The following is a 15,862-nucleotide window of genomic DNA, read 5'->3' on the forward strand; positions in this document are numbered from 1 at the left end:
ATGTCAAAAGATAAGAAAAATGAGGGCAAAGAAATCCTCGAAGAATTTAAAGAGTTATCAGAATGGCAGAAACGAAACCAAGAATATCTAAAAAAGAAGGCTGAAGAAGAGGCGGCTCTAGCTGAGGAGAAAGAAAAGGAAAGACAAGCTCGAATGGGAGAAAAATCCGAGAAGTCAGAGGACAAGGAGGGCTCGGAGAGTGAAGCGGACCCAGAAGATGAAGAATCAGCTAAGGAAAAGTCTGAAGAAAAAGTAGAAGCCCCAGAGGGTGACAAAAAGGAAGAAGAGATAGAAGAATCAGGGTCTAAAGAGAAGGAGGAACAGGATAAAAATCTTGCTAAAAAGGCTCCAAAGGAAAAAGCAGCCAAAGCAAAGATTCCTGGCCTCCATATCTTGCGAGCTCTAACGATTTTATTTCCAAGTCTGCTTTTATTGATTGTCTCTGCCTACCTACTAAGTCCTTATGCGACCATGAAGGATATCCGTGTTGAGGGAACGATGCACACTACGGCTGATGATATCCGACAGGCTTCAGGCATTCAGGATTCGGATTATACGATTAACCTTCTGCTAGACAAGGCAAAATATGAAGAGCGGATCAAGTCTAATTATTGGGTTGAATCAGCTCAACTTGTCTATCAATTTCCAACCAAGTTTACTATCAAGGTTAAAGAATACGATATTGTGGCCTACTATGTTTCTGGTGAAAATCATTATCCTATTCTTTCCAGCGGTCAGCTTGAGACTAGTTCTGTGAGCTTGGTCAGTTTGCCAGAAACTTATATATCAGTTCTCTTTAATGATAGCGAACAAATCAAGGCTTTTGTCTCAGAACTTGCTCAAATTAGCCCAGAACTCAAGGCAGCTATCCAAAAGGTGGAACTAGCTCCCAGCAAGGTGACTTCCGATTTAATTCGATTGACCATGAATGATTCGGACGAAGTCTTGGTTCCCTTGTCTGAAATGAGCAAGAAATTGCCTTATTACAGCAAGATTAAGCCACAATTGTCAGAACCGAGTGTGATTGACATGGAAGCTGGAATTTACAGCTACACTGTAGCGGATAAATTAATTATGGAAGCTGAGGAAAAGGCCAAACAAGAGGCTAAGGAAGCCGAGAAAAAACAGGAAGAAGAACGTAAACGTTTAGAAGAAGAACAGAAAAAACAAGAGGAAGAGAGCAATCGAAACCAAACGACCCAGCGCTCATCGCGTCGCTAGGTTTACCTTTTCTTTCATAGCTCTTTAGTTGCCATGTTTTTACTTGACAAGTGCTAGTAGAAATAATAGAATAGTAAAAAACCTTTAAAGCAGTCCAGAGAGGCAGCTAAGGTTAGACGGTGAAAGGGTGGAGACTACCCATTTTTCGTGGAACCTTGCTGTTGGCAGGTTCCTTTTTTCGTGGCTTCTTGTGGCCAGACTCTCTCACTAGCAAAGGTAAAAGGAGAAACCTATGCGAGAACATCGTCCAGTCATTGCTCTTGATTTTCCTAGTTTTGAGGCGGTCAAGGAATTTTTAGCTCTTTTCCCAGCAGAAGAAAGCCTTTATCTCAAGGTAGGGATGGAGCTTTATTACGCAACGGGTCCTGAGATTGTATCTTACTTGAAAGGTCTGGGTCATAGTGTCTTTTTGGATCTCAAGCTTCATGACATTCCCAATACAGTCAAGTCAGCTATGAAGGTCTTGTCTCAGCTTGGTGTGGATATGACCAATGTTCATGCTGCTGGCGGTGTAGAGATGATGAAGGCTGCGCGTGAAGGTCTTGGAAGTCAAGCAAAATTGATAGCTGTAACGCAGCTCACATCAACGTCAGAAGCCCAGATGCAGGAGTTTCAAAATATCCAAACCAGTCTGCAAGAGTCTGTCATTCATTATGCTAAGAAGACAGCTGAAGCGGGATTAGATGGTGTCGTTTGCTCGGCTCAGGAAGTGGAAGTCATCAAGCAGGCTACCAATCCAGATTTTATCTGTCTGACACCAGGGATTCGTCCAGCTGGTGTTGCAGTTGGAGATCAAAAACGAGTCATGACACCTGCTAATGCCTATCAAATCGGTAGTGACTATATCGTAGTGGGACGTCCCATTACCCAAGCTGAGGATCCTGTTGCAGCTTATCATGCCATCAAGGATGAATGGACACAGGACTGGAATTAAAGAATAGATTATAAAAATAAAAGGAGAATACCATGACACTTGCTAAAGATATCGCTAGCCACCTCTTGAAAATTCAAGCCGTTTACCTCAAACCAGAGGAGCCTTTCACTTGGGCATCTGGTATCAAGTCGCCGATTTACACAGATAACCGTGTAAGTCTTGCCTATCCAGAAACTCGTACCCTAATTGAAAATGGCTTTGTGGAAGCTATCAAAGAAGCCTTTCCAGAGGTAGAAGTCATTGCAGGAACTGCAACAGCAGGGATTCCACACGGAGCTATTATTGCTGACAAGATGAATCTGCCATTTGCCTACATCCGTAGCAAACCAAAAGACCACGGTGCTGGTAATCAAATCGAAGGTCGCATAGCTCAAGGTCAAAAAATGGTAGTAGTTGAAGACCTTATTTCAACAGGTGGTTCTGTTCTTGAAGCAGTAGCAGCAGCCAAGCGAGAAGGAGCAGATGTACTTGGAGTTGTAGCGATTTTTAGTTACCAATTGCCAAAAGCAGATCAGAACTTCTCAGATGCAGGTGTCAAACTTGTGACGCTTTCTAACTACAGTGAACTCATCCATCTAGCCCAAGAAGAAGGCTATATCACACCAGAAGGACTCGATCTTCTAAAACGCTTTAAAGAAGACCAAGAAACTTGGCAAGAGGTGTAAAAAATCAAAAGACTAAAAGGTTAAAAATTATACTATTCTGTCATATCAGGTATATGGATGACAAGATTCAAGTTGTTAATGTTTTTTACGTCAATTGTTTCAGTTTTAGATTTGCTTAGCTTGCTCTTATATAAAAAGTAGCACACGTCATGAAAGTTACAAGGATTAAAGTATAATCCATAAACATGGTCAGATTTCCTTTTCTGAGATTTTGGAATTTCTTGCTTATCCCAGTCTTTTCAGTGATTTTAGCGCCAAGTTCTTTTTAGTTTTGAAAGATTATCCGTGAATTTCTTGGTTATTTATGATAAAATGGGAGTATCGCAAAAAATGACTCATCGTATTCAATTTTGAGTAAAACTAGGAGGATCCCATGTCTACAGAACATATGGAAGAACTAAATGACCAGCAGATCGTTCGCCGTGAAAAAATGGCTGCGCTCCGTGAACAAGGAATCGATCCCTTTGGAAAACGCTTTGAACGTACTGCAAATTCACAAGAATTAAAAGATAAATTTGCTGACCTCGATAAAGAACAATTACATGATAAAAACGAAACAGCTACTATCGCAGGACGCTTGGTAACCAAACGTGGTAAAGGTAAAGTAGGTTTTGCCCACCTTCAAGACCGTGAAGGTCAAATCCAGATCTACGTTCGTAAGGATGCTGTCGGTGAAGAAAACTACGAAATCTTCAAAAAAGCAGACCTTGGTGACTTCCTTGGTGTCGAAGGTGAAGTGATGCGTACGGATATGGGAGAACTCTCTATCAAGGCTACTCACATCACACACTTGTCTAAGGCTCTTCGTCCTCTACCAGAGAAATTCCATGGTTTGACAGACGTTGAAACAATTTACCGTAAACGTTACCTTGACTTGATTTCTAACCGTGAAAGCTTTGAACGCTTTGTCACTCGTTCAAAAATCATCTCTGAAATCCGTCGTTACCTTGACCAAAAAGGTTTCCTTGAAGTGGAAACACCTGTTCTTCATAACGAAGCCGGTGGTGCTTCTGCCCGTCCATTTATCACCCACCACAATGCCCAAAACATTGACATGGTACTTCGTATCGCGACTGAGCTTCACTTGAAACGCCTTATCGTGGGTGGTATGGAACGCGTCTATGAAATTGGCCGTATCTTCCGTAACGAAGGAATGGATGCTACTCACAACCCTGAATTTACTTCTATCGAAGTTTACCAAGCTTATGCAGACTTCCAAGACATCATGGACTTGACGGAAGGCATTATCCAACATGCTGCTAAAGCTGTTAAAGGTGATGGTCCAGTCAACTATCAAGGTACTGAAATCAAGATCAACGAACCATTTAAACGTGTTCACATGGTGGATGCTATCAAAGAAATTACTGGTGTCGATTTCTGGCAAGACATGACTTTGGAAGAAGCTAAAGCTATCGCTGCTGAGAAGAAAGTTCCAGTTGAGAAACACTACACTGAAGTTGGTCACATCATCAATGCCTTCTTTGAAGAGTTTGTTGAAGAAACCTTGATCCAACCAACCTTTGTCTATGGACATCCAGTAGCTGTATCTCCACTCGCGAAGAAAAATCCTGAAGACCAACGCTTTACTGACCGTTTCGAGCTCTTCATCATGACTAAGGAGTACGGTAATGCCTTTACTGAGCTCAACGACCCAATCGACCAACTTAGCCGTTTTGAAGCCCAAGCTAAAGCCAAAGAACTTGGTGATGATGAAGCGACAGGAATCGACTATGACTACATCGAGGCTCTTGAATACGGTATGCCACCAACAGGTGGTTTGGGAATCGGTATCGACCGTCTCTGCATGCTCCTCACTGATACAACTACTATCCGTGATGTATTGCTCTTCCCAACAATGAAATAAGCTCTTATCCTCTGGTACTTGCCAGGGGATTTTTTTGCCTCTTTGTCAACTGTAGTGGGTTGAAGAAAAGCTAAGCTCGAGAAAGGACAAATTTCGTCCTTTCTTTTTTTTGATGCAAAAAGAGACTGAATTTAAGGAGAAAATGAAGTATAGTGTATTGAAGTTGAAATAGTACACTTTGATTTCTAAGACATTGTTAGAAATTGGTTTAAATTCCCTAATCAATTTGCGCATGTTTTATTTCATTTTACGATAGTACGCTGAAACTTTTCAAAAAGTACTAGAAATTGACTTGGACTCCCCAATTGATTTGTTCAGATTCACTATAAATAAAAAATTAATAAGAGGGATAGGAAGTTAGCGTCAACTAGGATAGTATCTTGCTTAAACAGTATTATGGGACTGATATAAGTCCATAGGCTCTATTAGAGGATGTTCTGGTGTCTTATTCACTTGTTTTTTATAGCATTAGTAGATAGAATCAGCAAATAAAAAAGTAGTTCAAATGCCTGGCAGCAAAAAATCTCAACGATTCACTTAATATAGACTAAAGTTTAGAGTTTAAGGAAAGTAGGGATAGTATATTGTATGAAAAAATAAGATGGTTTTTAAGCAAAACTCTTGAAAATGATTGAAAAAAGAGTTATTATAGTTGTATAGTAAAAAGCAAACGATTACTTAATCAAGGAGGACAGTTTATGTCATACAAAACAAGCAATGCAGAAGGTCATGTAGATTTCATCAATACCTATGATTTGGAGCCCATGGCGCAAAAAGTGATCCCTAAAGCAGCCTTTGGTTATATCGCCAGTGGAGCAGAGGATACTTTTACTTTACGGGAGAACATCCGTGCTTTTAACCACAAACTCATCGTTCCGCATACGCTTTGCAATGTAGAAAATCCAAGTACAGAGATTGAATTTGCAGGTGAAAAACTGTCTTCACCAATCATTATGGCGCCTGTTGCGGCTCATAAATTAGCTAATGAACAGGGTGAAGTGGCGACTGCGCGTGGTGTGCATGAGTTTGGTTCTCTTTATACAACTAGCTCATACTCTACTGTTGACCTTCCAGAGATTTCTGAAGCCCTTCAAGGGACACCTCACTGGTTCCAATTTTACTTTAGTAAGGATGACGGTATCAACCGCCATATCATGGACCGTGTGAAGGCTGAAGGTTATAAAGCGATTGTCTTGACGGCAGATGCTACTGTAGGGGGTAATCGTGAAGTGGATAAGCGTAATGGTTTTGTCTTCCCAGTTGGCATGCCGATTGTTGAAGAATACCTGCCAGAAGGTGCTGGTAAATCAATGGACTTTGTTTACAAATCAGCTAAACAACGCTTGTCTCCACGTGATGTAGAATTTATCGCTGAATACTCAGGACTTCCTGTGTATGTCAAGGGACCACAATGCCGTGAGGACGTTGAACGTTCGCTTGCTGCAGGAGCTTCTGGTATCTGGGTAACCAACCACGGTGGTCGTCAAATCGACGGTGGACCAGCTGCATTTGATTCACTTCAAGAAGTAGCAGAAGCAGTCGACAAACGCGTACCAATTGTCTTTGACTCAGGTGTTCGTCGTGGTCAACATGTCTTTAAAGCCTTGGCTTCAGGAGCAGACTTGGTAGCTATTGGTCGCCCTGTTATCTATGGCTTGGCTCTCGGCGGTAGTGTTGGTGTGCGTCAAGTCTTTGAACACTTGAATGCGGAATTGAAGACAGTTATGCAGTTGTCTGGAACTCAGACCATTGAAGATGTCAAACATTTCAAACTCCGTCACAACCCATACAACCCAACCTTCCCAGTTGACCCACGTGACTTAAAATTGTATTGATAAAAGAGATTGCCTCCACTGAATGTGGAGGTTTTTCTTCGTGTATTGGAAGAATAAATCACCATTAAAAACAATATAAATATATTTTCTAATCAAATATCTTGCTAGGGCTTTCATTTTTTGCTATACTGGTGCAGTAATTAAATAATAAAGACATTTGGGGTGCTTTAGGCTGAGATGATACCCATTGAACCTGATACAGTTAAGACTGTCGAAGGGAAATGTGAAACGTTTTTTCGTATGTCGAAATGAACGGTCTAATCTTGTAAGCTAAACTCTAATTCTTGATTGTAATTGGAGTTTTTTTGTTTATATAAGCTGGATGAAGGTGATACAAAGCATTTAGGTAGCTCTTCTTGAACGCCCTTGATTTTCTTTAAAAAGGTCAAGTAAAACTAGGATTTTCTTGGTGTTTTGTTGATTACGAACGAGTAAAAGGAGGAAAAATAAATATGGAAACACAGGTTTATGCATTTCAGCCAGGTTTGATTGTTGGAGAATTATTAAAAAATAGTCAGAAGGATTGGCAGGCTGCAATCAATCATCGTTTTGTCAAGGAACTTTTTACGGGGACAATTGAGAATAAGGTCTTAAAGGATTACTTGATTCAAGATTATCACTTCTTTGATGCCTTCTTATCCATGCTAGGTGCTTGCGTAGCCCACGCAGACCAGCTTGAATCCAAGCTCCGTTTTGCCAAGCAACTAGGCTTTCTTGAAGCAGATGAAGATGGTTATTTCCAAAAGGCTTTCAAAGACTTAAAAGTATCTGAGAATGACTATCTGGAAGTGACCTTGCACCCTGTAACAAAAGCCTTTCAGGATCTGATGTATTCGGCAGTGGCTTCATCAGACTATGCCCATCTTTTGGTCATGCTGGTCATTGCAGAAGGACTCTATTTAGACTGGGGTTCTAAAGATTTGGCTCTACCTGAAGCCTACATTCATTCGGAATGGATCAATCTCCACAGAGGTCCTTTCTTTGCAGAGTGGGTTCAATTTCTGGTTGACGAACTCAATCGTGTCGGAAAAGGTCGAGAAGATTTGACAGAACTTCAGCAACGCTGGAATCAAGCGGTCGCTTTAGAATTAGCCTTTTTTGATATTGGTTATGATGCCTAGAGAAAGTTCAGGATACTGACAAATTTGACGAGGTAAATCATTCAATGTAACTGAAAAAAATTCTCAACTAAAGATAGAGATAAATCGAAATCAATAGATCGTATAAAGTGAAAAGAAAGGAATTCAATATGACAAGTTTAAAATTATTAAAAGAAAAAGCACCTTTGGTCATTTGCATAACCAATGATGTAGTAAAAAATTTCACAGCAAATGGATTAGTAGCACTGGGTGCCTCACCAGCTATGAGCGAGTACCCAGCAGACTTAGAAGATTTATTAAAATATGCTGGAGGATTATTGATTAACATTGGGACTTTAACGGATGATAATTGGAAATTATACCAAGCTGCTCTGAAAATTGCAGAGAAATATAATGTCCCAGCAGTTTTAGATCCTGTAGCCTGTGGAGCAGGAGAATATAGAAAAAAAGTAGCAGATGATTTAATCAACAATTACAAACTAGCTGCGATTAGGGGGAATGCTGGAGAGATTGCTTCTTTAGTAGGTATAAATGTGGCATCTAAAGGAGTAGATAGTGCTGGTGTGGATAATATTGATGAGATTGCTCTAGCAGCCAACGCTAAGTTTCATATTCCAATAGTAGTGACTGGAGAAGTTGATGCGATTGCTGTTAATGGAGAAGTGGTAACGATTCATAATGGTAGTGCCATGATGCCAAAAGTCATTGGGACAGGATGTTTATTAGGGGCAGTGGTAGCAAGCTTTATCGGACTAGAAAAAGGTCAAGAATTGAAATCATTAGAAACAGCAATGTTGGTTTACAATATCGCTGGAGAAATGGCAGAAAAACGTCCAAATGGACATCTTCCTGGAACATTTAAAGTTGAATTTATGAATGCCTTATACGAGATTTCAGATGAAGATGTAAAGGAATTCAAAAGAGTGAAGTAAAATGTTTCATAAAGAATTACTAAAACTATATTTTATTTGTGGAACGACTACTTGCCAAGGAAAAGATCTATATAGAGTCGTTGAGGAAGCCTTAAAAGGTGGTATAACCTTATTTCAATTTCGTGAAAAAGGGGAGGGAGCCTTAGAAGGTAAAGAAAAAGTCGAATTAGCAATTAAACTACAGGATCTTTGTAAAAAATACAATGTTCCATTTATCGTTAATGATGATATTGAGTTAGCATTGGAAATAGATGCTGATGGCGTACATGTAGGACAAGATGACCTTGGAGTTGATGAAATTAGAAAATTGATGCCAGATAAAATAATTGGTCTTTCTATAAAAAATGAGGAAGAATTTCAACAATCAAAAGTTGAATATGTAGATTATGTCGGTGTTGGTCCTGTATTTGATACCCAGTCAAAGGATGATGCTGGTGGTGCTATAGGTTATGAAGGTCTTAAATTGATAAGAAAACTATTGCCACAAATGCCCTTAGTTGCAATTGGTGGGATACAGACGCAACATATTAAAGACATTATACAGACCAATATAGATGGTGTTTCAATCATTTCAGCAATATCGTATGCAAAAAATATAGAAAAAACTGTTCGAGAAATGAGTGAACAATAGGTATCAATCTATCCTTGGATTCTGAGTAGGATTTTCCTTTTTTAAAAAGCTATGTTCAGATTCAGCTTGAATGGCTAATTCATCAAACAGGTCATTTGTTTTTTGCAAAAGAAAGATCTGCTGTATTTATGAGTGCAAGGCTGTATTTCCAGTTCAATTTCTTGAACTAGTATAAAATGTGTGTTATAATAATCACATAATTAAATAATAAAGACATTTGGGGTGCTTTAGGCTGAGATGATACCCATTGAACCTGATACAGTTAATACTGGCGAAGGGAAATGTGAAATGTTTTTTTCGTATGTCGAAAAGAACGGTCTAATCTTGTAAGCTGAACTCTAATTCGTATCTGTAATTAGAGTTTTTTCTTTTACGAAACTGGATGAAGGTGATATAAATCCTTTTGGTAGCTCACCTTGAGTGCCCCAATTTTCTTTAAAAAAAGGAGTTTTTTATGTTGAAAAAATGGCAGTTAAAAGATGTTATTTTGCTTGCTTTCTTGTCTATCTTTTTTGGTGGCGTTTTCGTTGGTTCAGGATATGTGTATAATATTCTCAGCCTACTCTTAACACCTCTTGGTTTACAGGCTTTTGCCAATGAAATCCTCTTTGGACTCTGGTGTATGGCTGCGCCCATTGCTGCCATCTTTGTTCCGAGAGTCGGAAGTGCAACGATTGGAGAAGTGCTAGCTGCGCTTGCTGAAGTCCTTTATGGTAGCCAATTCGGTCTAGGTGCCCTTTTGTCTGGCTTGGTTCAAGGTTTGGGAAGTGAACTTGGTTTTATCGTAACCAAGAATCGCTATGAAAGTTGGCTCTCTCTAACTGCTAGTAGTATTGGGATTACGCTTGTTAGCTTTGTCTATGAATACATTAAGTTAGGTTACTACGCCTTCTCTCTTCCTTTTGTCCTTTCCTTGCTTGTGGTGCGTTTTATTTCTGTTTATTTCTTCTGTACCATTTTGGTTCGTGCCATTGTCAAACTCTATCATCAGTTTGCAACTGGAGGAAAGGCATAGATGGGGCTGGAATTACGGGAGATTCAGGCCCCAATTTTTTCGGAACCGCTTGATTTTACTTTTCATGAGCAAGCTTTTACCTTGTTAGTTGGGAGTAGTGGGTCTGGAAAATCGAGCCTCTTTCAAGTTATTGCCCAAGTTAGTTCTCTTCCCTATAGCGGTCAAGTCCTGATAGATGAGAGCGAGGTCAGTCAGCTTTCTATCATCGAACGTGTCCAAACGGTTGGTATTCTCTTTCAAAATCCCAATCATCAATTTACCATGGAGAACTTGTTTGAGGAGCTGATTTTTACCTTGGAGAATATCGGCTATCCCGTTCAGGAAATTGATTCTAAAATAGCAGAGGTTGTCCAGCAATGTCGTTGCAAGGACATCTTGCACCGTCCCATCCATCACTTATCAGGTGGAGAAAAGCAAAAGGCTGCTTTGGCTGTTCTCTTTGCTATGAATCCTAGGGTCTATCTATTAGATGAGCCCTTTGCTTCCATTGATCGCAAGAGTAGGATAGAGATATTGGAGATTCTAAAAGAGTTGGTCTCTAATGGGAAGACAGTTATTTTGTGCGACCATGATTTATCTGATTATGAAGCCTATATCGACCATATGGTGGGGCTAAGAGTTGGACAACTAAGGGAAGTGTTTCAAATCCCTGCCTCTGAAATGACACAGGCTGTTTCAAAGGAGGTTGCTTCTAGCCCAGAACTATTCCATATGGATCGAACGACTTGTGAGCTTGGTAACCGCCCCCTCTTTTCGATTGCTGATTTCACATTTTACCAAGGAATTTCCTGTATTTTGGGTGACAATGGTGTCGGGAAATCAACCCTCTTTCGGTCTATTCTTCAATTTCAAAAGTATAAGGGGCGCATTACCTGGAGGGGGACAGTCCTGAAAAAGAAAAAGAGTTTGTATCGTGACCTGACGGGTGTTGTTCAGGAAGCTGAGAAACAGTTTATCCGAGTCAGTCTGCGAGAAGAGCTTCAATTAGATGGACCTGATTCTGAAAGAAATCAACGAATTTTCCAAGCTTTACGATATTTTGATCTGGAGCAGGCTCTTGATAAGAGTCCCTATCAATTAAGTGGTGGTCAGCAAAAAATTCTTCAGCTCTTGACCATCTTGACCAGTAAGGCTTCAGTGATCTTGCTAGATGAACCTTTTGCAGGTTTGGATGATAGAGCTTGCCATTATTTTTGCAAGTGGATTGTGGAGGAGAGAAATCAAGGAAGAAGTTTTCTGATCATTAGCCATCGTTTAGATCCCTTGATCTCTGTGGTTGATTATTGGATTGAGATGACTAGTCAGGGTCTTCGTCATGTGAAATCAGTGACAATTACCAAACCACTTACGTCTCAGAGTAGCAATATCCAAGGGGAGGTGAGATAGTATGGTCAAAGTAGCAACCCAGACACCGATTATCAGTCTCTTCTTGCTGATTTTATCCTTGGAAACATCTTTCATTCCTTCGATTGCTCTGAATCTTTCGGTAGTCGCATTCTGTATTCTCTTTATGCTCTATTACCGTCGATTTAAAGTATTGGCTTGGATGATTCTGCTCGCCATTTTGCCATCCTTTGCCAACTACTGGGCAGTTCAGTTACATGGAGATGCTTCGCAGGCAGTCATGCTTGGAACGAGGGCCTTTGTGACCGTTTGTATTGGTCTTGTTTTTGTTTCCTCTATTTCCCTAAAAGAGCTTCTCTTGTACTTGGCCCAAAAGGGGTTATCACGCTCTTGGGCCTATGCCTTGATTGTGGTATTTAATTCCTTCCCCCTCATTCAGCAAGAAATCAAGTCCCTAAAAGAAGCTTGCCTATTACGTGGTCAAGAACTGCATTTTTGGTCGCCCTTGATTTACAGCAAGGTTCTGATGACAGTCTTTAGGTGGCGCCATCTTTACCTGAGAGCCCTGTCGGCGCATGGATATGACGAACATGCACAGTTGAAGAATAGCTATCGGACTTTTTATATTCCTAAAAAAACAAAATTAATCTACCTGCTTTTCTTTTTATTGCTTCAAACCAGTCTATTTTTATAAAGGAGTTATTATGGAATTTACAGATATTGCGATGGAATTATCCAAGGAAGCTTGGCAGGCTTCCTTTCATCATCCCTTTATTTTACAATTACAAGAGGGGGATTTAGAACCTGCCGTTTTCCGCTATTACCTGATTCAGGATGCCTACTATCTGAAGGCCTTCTCAGAAATCTATCACCTTTTGGCTGATAAGACTTCAAACCAAGAGATGAAAAGACTCTTGAAACAAAATGCTCAGAGTCTAGTGGAGGGTGAGTTATTTATCCGCCAACAATTTTTCAAGGAATTGGAAATCAGCGATCAGGAAATGGAGCAACATCCAATCGCTCCAACCTGCTATCATTACATTTCTCACATTTATCGGCAATTTGCAGAGCCAAACTTGGGCATTGCCTTTGCAAGTTTGCTGCCTTGTCCTTGGTTATACCATGATATAGGCAAATCACTTAATCTTAAACCATCACCAAATCCTCTCTACCAACAATGGATTGAAACTTATATTACGGATGAGTTAGAGCAACAGATCAGAGAGGAGGGAGAGCTAGTCAATCAACTCTATCGCGAAAGTAATGAGACAGACAAGAAAAAAATGCTAGATGCCTTCCACATCAGTGTTCACATGGAAGCTAAGTTTTGGCAAATGGCCTACCAACACCAGACATGGAAGAGTGATTTACACTCTTTAGAAAAAGGAGAAGAATAGAAATATGAGAAAGCACCAATTGCAAGTTCACAAATTAACCATTTTATCCATGATGATTGCCCTTGATGTAGTCCTTACGCCTATCTTTCGGATTGAGGGAATGGCACCGATGTCCAGTGTAGTCAATATTCTAGCAGGAATCATGATGGGACCTGTTTATGCCTTGGCTATGGCTACAGTCACAGCCTTTATCCGTATGACGACTCAAGGGATTCCGCCTTTAGCTCTCACAGGAGCGACTTTTGGAGCCCTCCTTGCAGGTCTCTTTTATAAGTATGGTCGAAAATTTCATTATTCCGCTCTAGGAGAGATTTTGGGAACAGGTATTATTGGTTCTATTGTTTCCTATCCTGTTATGGTACTCTTTACAGGATCGGCCGCTAAGCTTAGTTGGTTTATCTATACTCCTCGATTTTTTGGAGCAACCTTGATTGGTACAGCGATTTCCTTTATTGCCTTTCGATTTTTAATCAAGCAGGAATTCTTTAAAAAAGTGCAAGGATATTTCTTTGGTGAAAGGATAGACTGATGCAGGCATTGACAAATCCTTTTCCTCTGGAAATGACTTCCCTAATTCACTGTATTACCAATGAGATTTCTTGTGAGATGCTAGCAAATGGGATTTTGGCTTTGGGATGTAAACCAGTTATGGCAGATGATTCCCGTGAGGTTCTTGATTTTACTAAGCAAAGCCAGGCACTCTTCATCAATTTGGGGCATTTGTCAGCTGAGAAGGAAAAAGCAATCCGTATGGCAGCTTCTTATGCAGCTCAAGTTTGTCTCCCAATGGTAGTAGATGCGGTTGGCGTAACAGCTTCAGTCATTCGTAAGAGCTTAGTTAAAGACCTTTTAGACAATAGCCCTACGGTCCTTAAAGGAAATATGTCAGAAATCCGAAGTCTTGTTGGCTTAAAACACCACGGCGTTGGGGTCGATGCCAGTGCTAAAGATCAAGAAACGGAGGATTTGCTTCAAGTCTTGAAAGACTGGTGTCAGACCTATCCTGGTATGTCATTCTTAGTTACTGGTCCTAAGGACCTCATCGTTTCGAAGAATCAGGTCGCTGTACTGGGAAATGGCTGTACAGAATTAGACTGGATAACAGGGACAGGAGACTTGGTTGGAGCCTTGACAGCCGTTTTTCTCAGCCAAGGAAAGACTGGATTTGAAGCTTCGTGTTTAGCAGTCTCTTATCTTAATATCTCCGCTGAGAGAATAGTTGTTCAAGGAATGGGATTGGAAGAATTTCGTTACCAAGTACTCAATCAGTTTTCGCTTCTAAGGAGAGATAAAAACTGGTTAGATGCCATCAAAGGAGAGGTTTATGAATAGAGAAGCACTTAGACTATATCTGGTAACCAATCGCTACCAAGATTCCGTGGAAAGATTTCTTGAAAAGGTTGAGACGGCTTGCCGTTCAGGGGTTACCATAGTCCAATTACGAGAAAAAAATCTCACAACCAATCAATATTATCAACTAGCAAAACAAGTCAAGGAAATAACAGATGTTTATCAGGTACCCTTGATAATCGATGATCGTTTGGATGTTTGTCTTGCAGTCGATGCTGCAGGTCTGCATATCGGAGACGATGAATTACCAGTTTCGGTTGCCCGACAAGTCTTGGGACCTGAAAAAATCCTCGGTGTCACCGCTAAAACAATAAAAAGAGCTCTGGAAGCAGAAACATCAGGTGCAGATTACTTGGGGACAGGAGCCATTTTCCCAACCACCACCAAGGAAAATGCGCCCATTACTCTGATATCGACCTTGAAAACAATTTGCCAAACGGTTGACATTCCAGTAGTTGCTATTGGCGGCTTGACTTCAGAGAACATTGACCAGCTTATGGGCACTGGCATAGCTGGAGTAGCTGTAGTGCGTGATTTGATGCAGGCAGAAGATATTGAGGCAAAAACCCAAGCCTTTTTATCAAAGCTGGATGACATTATTTCCTAACTAATACTCAATGAAAATCAAAGAGCAAATTAGGAAGCTAGCTGCAGGTTACTCAAAGCACAGCTTTGAGGTTGCAGATGGAAGCTGACGTAGTTTGAAGAGATTTTCGAAGAGTATAAAAACTCTCTAATTCCCTTAAAGTAGGAACTAGAGAGTTTTTTTCTTAATCTTTAAAAGTTGTATGGTTGACTGGGCCAGAGCCATGACCGAGTTGAGGAGCGTCTTGGATGGCTTTTGTGATAAAGGCCTTGGCCTTATCGACTGCCTGATAGAGAGTCTTGCCCTTGGCTAGTTCAGCCGTAATCACTGCAGCAAAGGTACACCCAGTACCATGGGTGTGACAGGTTTGAATTCGTGGGCTTTCCCAGACAAATTGGTCATCCTTGGTAAAGAGGAAATCCTTGGCACCGCCTTCGAGATGCCCACCTTTGATTACCACAGACTGAGGACCAAATTCTTTTAAAATCAGGCGACCGGCACGCTGCATGTCTTCAGGATCATGGATTGAAAAACCAACAATCTCTTCTGCCTCAGGAAGATTGGGCGTGATAATGGTTGCAAGGGGAAGTAGGTTTGTTTTTAGGTAAGTTCTGGCACTGGTACCAATCAGGGTGTCACCGCTTGTTGCGACCATAACAGGGTCAAGGACGTAGGGACAGTCCAACTTTTTAAGATAGGGTTGGATGATTTCCATGATTTCGGTAGTTGCCAACATCCCAGTTTTTACAGCCTGAGGTGGAATATCAGAAAAGACACTGTCCAATTGGGCTTTCAACATTTGAGGAGAAACGTGCTCGATTAATTGAACACCTCTGGTATTTTGAGCGACAAGACTGGTTACAACAGCCATTCCATAGACATCTCTAGCTTGGAACGACTTTAAATCAGCCATAATGCCAGCACCACCACTGGGGTCAGTACCTGCAATGGTCAAAGCAACGGGTAAATAAGTCATCTAAAACCTCCC

16 protein-coding genes and 2 riboswitches are annotated in these 15,862 nt (G+C 40.7%); of the genes, 15 read left to right on the forward strand and 1 reads right to left on the reverse strand.

Annotated elements, in window-relative coordinates:
• From HT698_RS05450 to thiE (HT698_RS05520), 15 genes are all read left to right on the forward strand, one after another.
• Entirely contained in the window at window positions 1-1,221 is a 1,221-nt protein-coding gene (locus HT698_RS05450) for a cell division protein FtsQ/DivIB (RefSeq protein WP_173217697.1), read from the forward strand.
• Between the two features lie 232 nt (window positions 1,222-1,453).
• Window positions 1,454-2,155 (forward strand): orotidine-5'-phosphate decarboxylase, encoded by a 702-nt coding sequence (pyrF, locus tag HT698_RS05455; protein WP_173217695.1) that lies wholly within the window; start codon window positions 1,454-1,456, stop codon window positions 2,153-2,155.
• A 32-nt stretch (window positions 2,156-2,187) separates the two neighbouring features.
• Complete coding sequence (gene pyrE / locus HT698_RS05460) at window positions 2,188-2,820, forward strand: orotate phosphoribosyltransferase (protein WP_173217693.1); 633 nt, start codon at window positions 2,188-2,190, stop codon at window positions 2,818-2,820.
• 373 nt (window positions 2,821-3,193) lie between these two features.
• Window positions 3,194-4,684, forward strand: a complete 1,491-nt coding sequence (lysS, locus tag HT698_RS05465; RefSeq protein ID WP_088791010.1) for a lysine--tRNA ligase — start codon at window positions 3,194-3,196, stop codon at window positions 4,682-4,684.
• Window positions 4,685-5,382: 698 nt separating this feature from the next.
• Window positions 5,383-6,519, forward strand: coding sequence for an L-lactate oxidase (gene lctO / locus HT698_RS05470; RefSeq protein ID WP_088791092.1), 1,137 nt, complete (start codon window positions 5,383-5,385; stop codon window positions 6,517-6,519).
• A 148-nt stretch (window positions 6,520-6,667) separates the two neighbouring features.
• A riboswitch (TPP riboswitch) is annotated at window positions 6,668-6,756 on the forward strand.
• Window positions 6,757-6,971: 215 nt separating this feature from the next.
• Window positions 6,972-7,640 (forward strand): TenA family protein, encoded by a 669-nt coding sequence (locus tag HT698_RS05475; protein ID WP_173217691.1) that lies wholly within the window; start codon window positions 6,972-6,974, stop codon window positions 7,638-7,640.
• 128 nt (window positions 7,641-7,768) lie between these two features.
• Complete coding sequence (thiM, locus tag HT698_RS05480) at window positions 7,769-8,551, forward strand: hydroxyethylthiazole kinase (protein WP_050262178.1); 783 nt, start codon at window positions 7,769-7,771, stop codon at window positions 8,549-8,551.
• Window position 8,552: 1 nt separating this feature from the next.
• Window positions 8,553-9,182 carry a thiamine phosphate synthase gene (gene thiE / locus HT698_RS05485; protein ID WP_173217690.1) on the forward strand — a complete coding sequence of 210 codons (630 nt, stop codon included), beginning with the start codon at window positions 8,553-8,555 and terminating at the stop codon, window positions 9,180-9,182.
• A gap of 208 nt (window positions 9,183-9,390) precedes the next feature.
• A riboswitch (TPP riboswitch) is annotated at window positions 9,391-9,479 on the forward strand.
• 157 nt (window positions 9,480-9,636) lie between these two features.
• Window positions 9,637-10,197, forward strand: a complete 561-nt coding sequence (locus tag HT698_RS05490) for an ECF transporter S component (protein WP_173217688.1) — start codon at window positions 9,637-9,639, stop codon at window positions 10,195-10,197.
• A complete protein-coding gene (locus tag HT698_RS05495) occupies window positions 10,198-11,583 on the forward strand; it encodes an ABC transporter ATP-binding protein (RefSeq protein ID WP_173217686.1) in 1,386 nt (461 codons plus the stop codon). It begins immediately after the preceding gene.
• A 1-nt stretch (window position 11,584) separates the two neighbouring features.
• A complete protein-coding gene (locus tag HT698_RS05500) occupies window positions 11,585-12,235 on the forward strand; it encodes an energy-coupling factor transporter transmembrane component T (RefSeq protein ID WP_173217684.1) in 651 nt (216 codons plus the stop codon).
• Between the two features lie 10 nt (window positions 12,236-12,245).
• Window positions 12,246-12,938 carry a thiaminase II gene (gene tenA, locus HT698_RS05505; protein ID WP_023933983.1) on the forward strand — a complete coding sequence of 231 codons (693 nt, stop codon included), beginning with the start codon at window positions 12,246-12,248 and terminating at the stop codon, window positions 12,936-12,938.
• 4 nt (window positions 12,939-12,942) lie between these two features.
• Window positions 12,943-13,467: an energy coupling factor transporter S component ThiW gene (gene thiW / locus HT698_RS05510; protein WP_023933981.1), complete on the forward strand. Its 525-nt coding sequence runs from the start codon at window positions 12,943-12,945 to the stop codon at window positions 13,465-13,467.
• Entirely contained in the window at window positions 13,467-14,270 is an 804-nt protein-coding gene (locus tag HT698_RS05515) for a hydroxyethylthiazole kinase (protein WP_173217682.1), read from the forward strand. Before thiW ends, HT698_RS05515 begins: the two co-directional genes overlap by 1 nt.
• Window positions 14,263-14,895: a thiamine phosphate synthase gene (thiE, locus tag HT698_RS05520; RefSeq protein ID WP_172923372.1), complete on the forward strand. Its 633-nt coding sequence runs from the start codon at window positions 14,263-14,265 to the stop codon at window positions 14,893-14,895. Before HT698_RS05515 ends, thiE (HT698_RS05520) begins: the two co-directional genes overlap by 8 nt.
• A gap of 163 nt (window positions 14,896-15,058) precedes the next feature.
• Here thiE (HT698_RS05520) and thiD read toward each other — a convergent pair whose 3' ends face one another.
• Entirely contained in the window at window positions 15,059-15,850 is a 792-nt protein-coding gene (thiD, locus tag HT698_RS05525; RefSeq protein ID WP_173217680.1) for a bifunctional hydroxymethylpyrimidine kinase/phosphomethylpyrimidine kinase, read from the reverse strand.
• Window positions 15,851-15,862 lie beyond the last annotated feature (12 nt).

This window comes from Streptococcus sp. 3109, assembly GCF_013276905.1.
Classification (GTDB): Bacteria; Bacillota; Bacilli; order Lactobacillales; family Streptococcaceae; genus Streptococcus.

Coding starts and splice junctions, on each gene's coding strand:
- pyrE (WP_173217693.1), top strand. CDS start 2,188: ATGACACTTGCTAAAGATATCGCTAGCCACCTCTTGAAAATTCAAGCC.
- HT698_RS05450 (WP_173217697.1), top strand. CDS start 1: ATGTCAAAAGATAAGAAAAATGAGGGCAAAGAAATCCTCGAAGAATTT.
- HT698_RS05490 (WP_173217688.1), top strand. CDS start 9,637: ATGTTGAAAAAATGGCAGTTAAAAGATGTTATTTTGCTTGCTTTCTTG.
- tenA (WP_023933983.1), top strand. CDS start 12,246: ATGGAATTTACAGATATTGCGATGGAATTATCCAAGGAAGCTTGGCAG.
- HT698_RS05495 (WP_173217686.1), top strand. CDS start 10,198: ATGGGGCTGGAATTACGGGAGATTCAGGCCCCAATTTTTTCGGAACCG.
- thiD (WP_173217680.1), bottom strand. CDS start 15,850: ATGACTTATTTACCCGTTGCTTTGACCATTGCAGGTACTGACCCCAGT.
- HT698_RS05500 (WP_173217684.1), top strand. CDS start 11,585: ATGGTCAAAGTAGCAACCCAGACACCGATTATCAGTCTCTTCTTGCTG.
- thiM (WP_050262178.1), top strand. CDS start 7,769: ATGACAAGTTTAAAATTATTAAAAGAAAAAGCACCTTTGGTCATTTGC.
- thiW (WP_023933981.1), top strand. CDS start 12,943: ATGAGAAAGCACCAATTGCAAGTTCACAAATTAACCATTTTATCCATG.
- lctO (WP_088791092.1), top strand. CDS start 5,383: ATGTCATACAAAACAAGCAATGCAGAAGGTCATGTAGATTTCATCAAT.
- thiE (WP_172923372.1), top strand. CDS start 14,263: ATGAATAGAGAAGCACTTAGACTATATCTGGTAACCAATCGCTACCAA.
- HT698_RS05475 (WP_173217691.1), top strand. CDS start 6,972: ATGGAAACACAGGTTTATGCATTTCAGCCAGGTTTGATTGTTGGAGAA.
- HT698_RS05515 (WP_173217682.1), top strand. CDS start 13,467: ATGCAGGCATTGACAAATCCTTTTCCTCTGGAAATGACTTCCCTAATT.
- lysS (WP_088791010.1), top strand. CDS start 3,194: ATGTCTACAGAACATATGGAAGAACTAAATGACCAGCAGATCGTTCGC.
- pyrF (WP_173217695.1), top strand. CDS start 1,454: ATGCGAGAACATCGTCCAGTCATTGCTCTTGATTTTCCTAGTTTTGAG.
- thiE (WP_173217690.1), top strand. CDS start 8,553: ATGTTTCATAAAGAATTACTAAAACTATATTTTATTTGTGGAACGACT.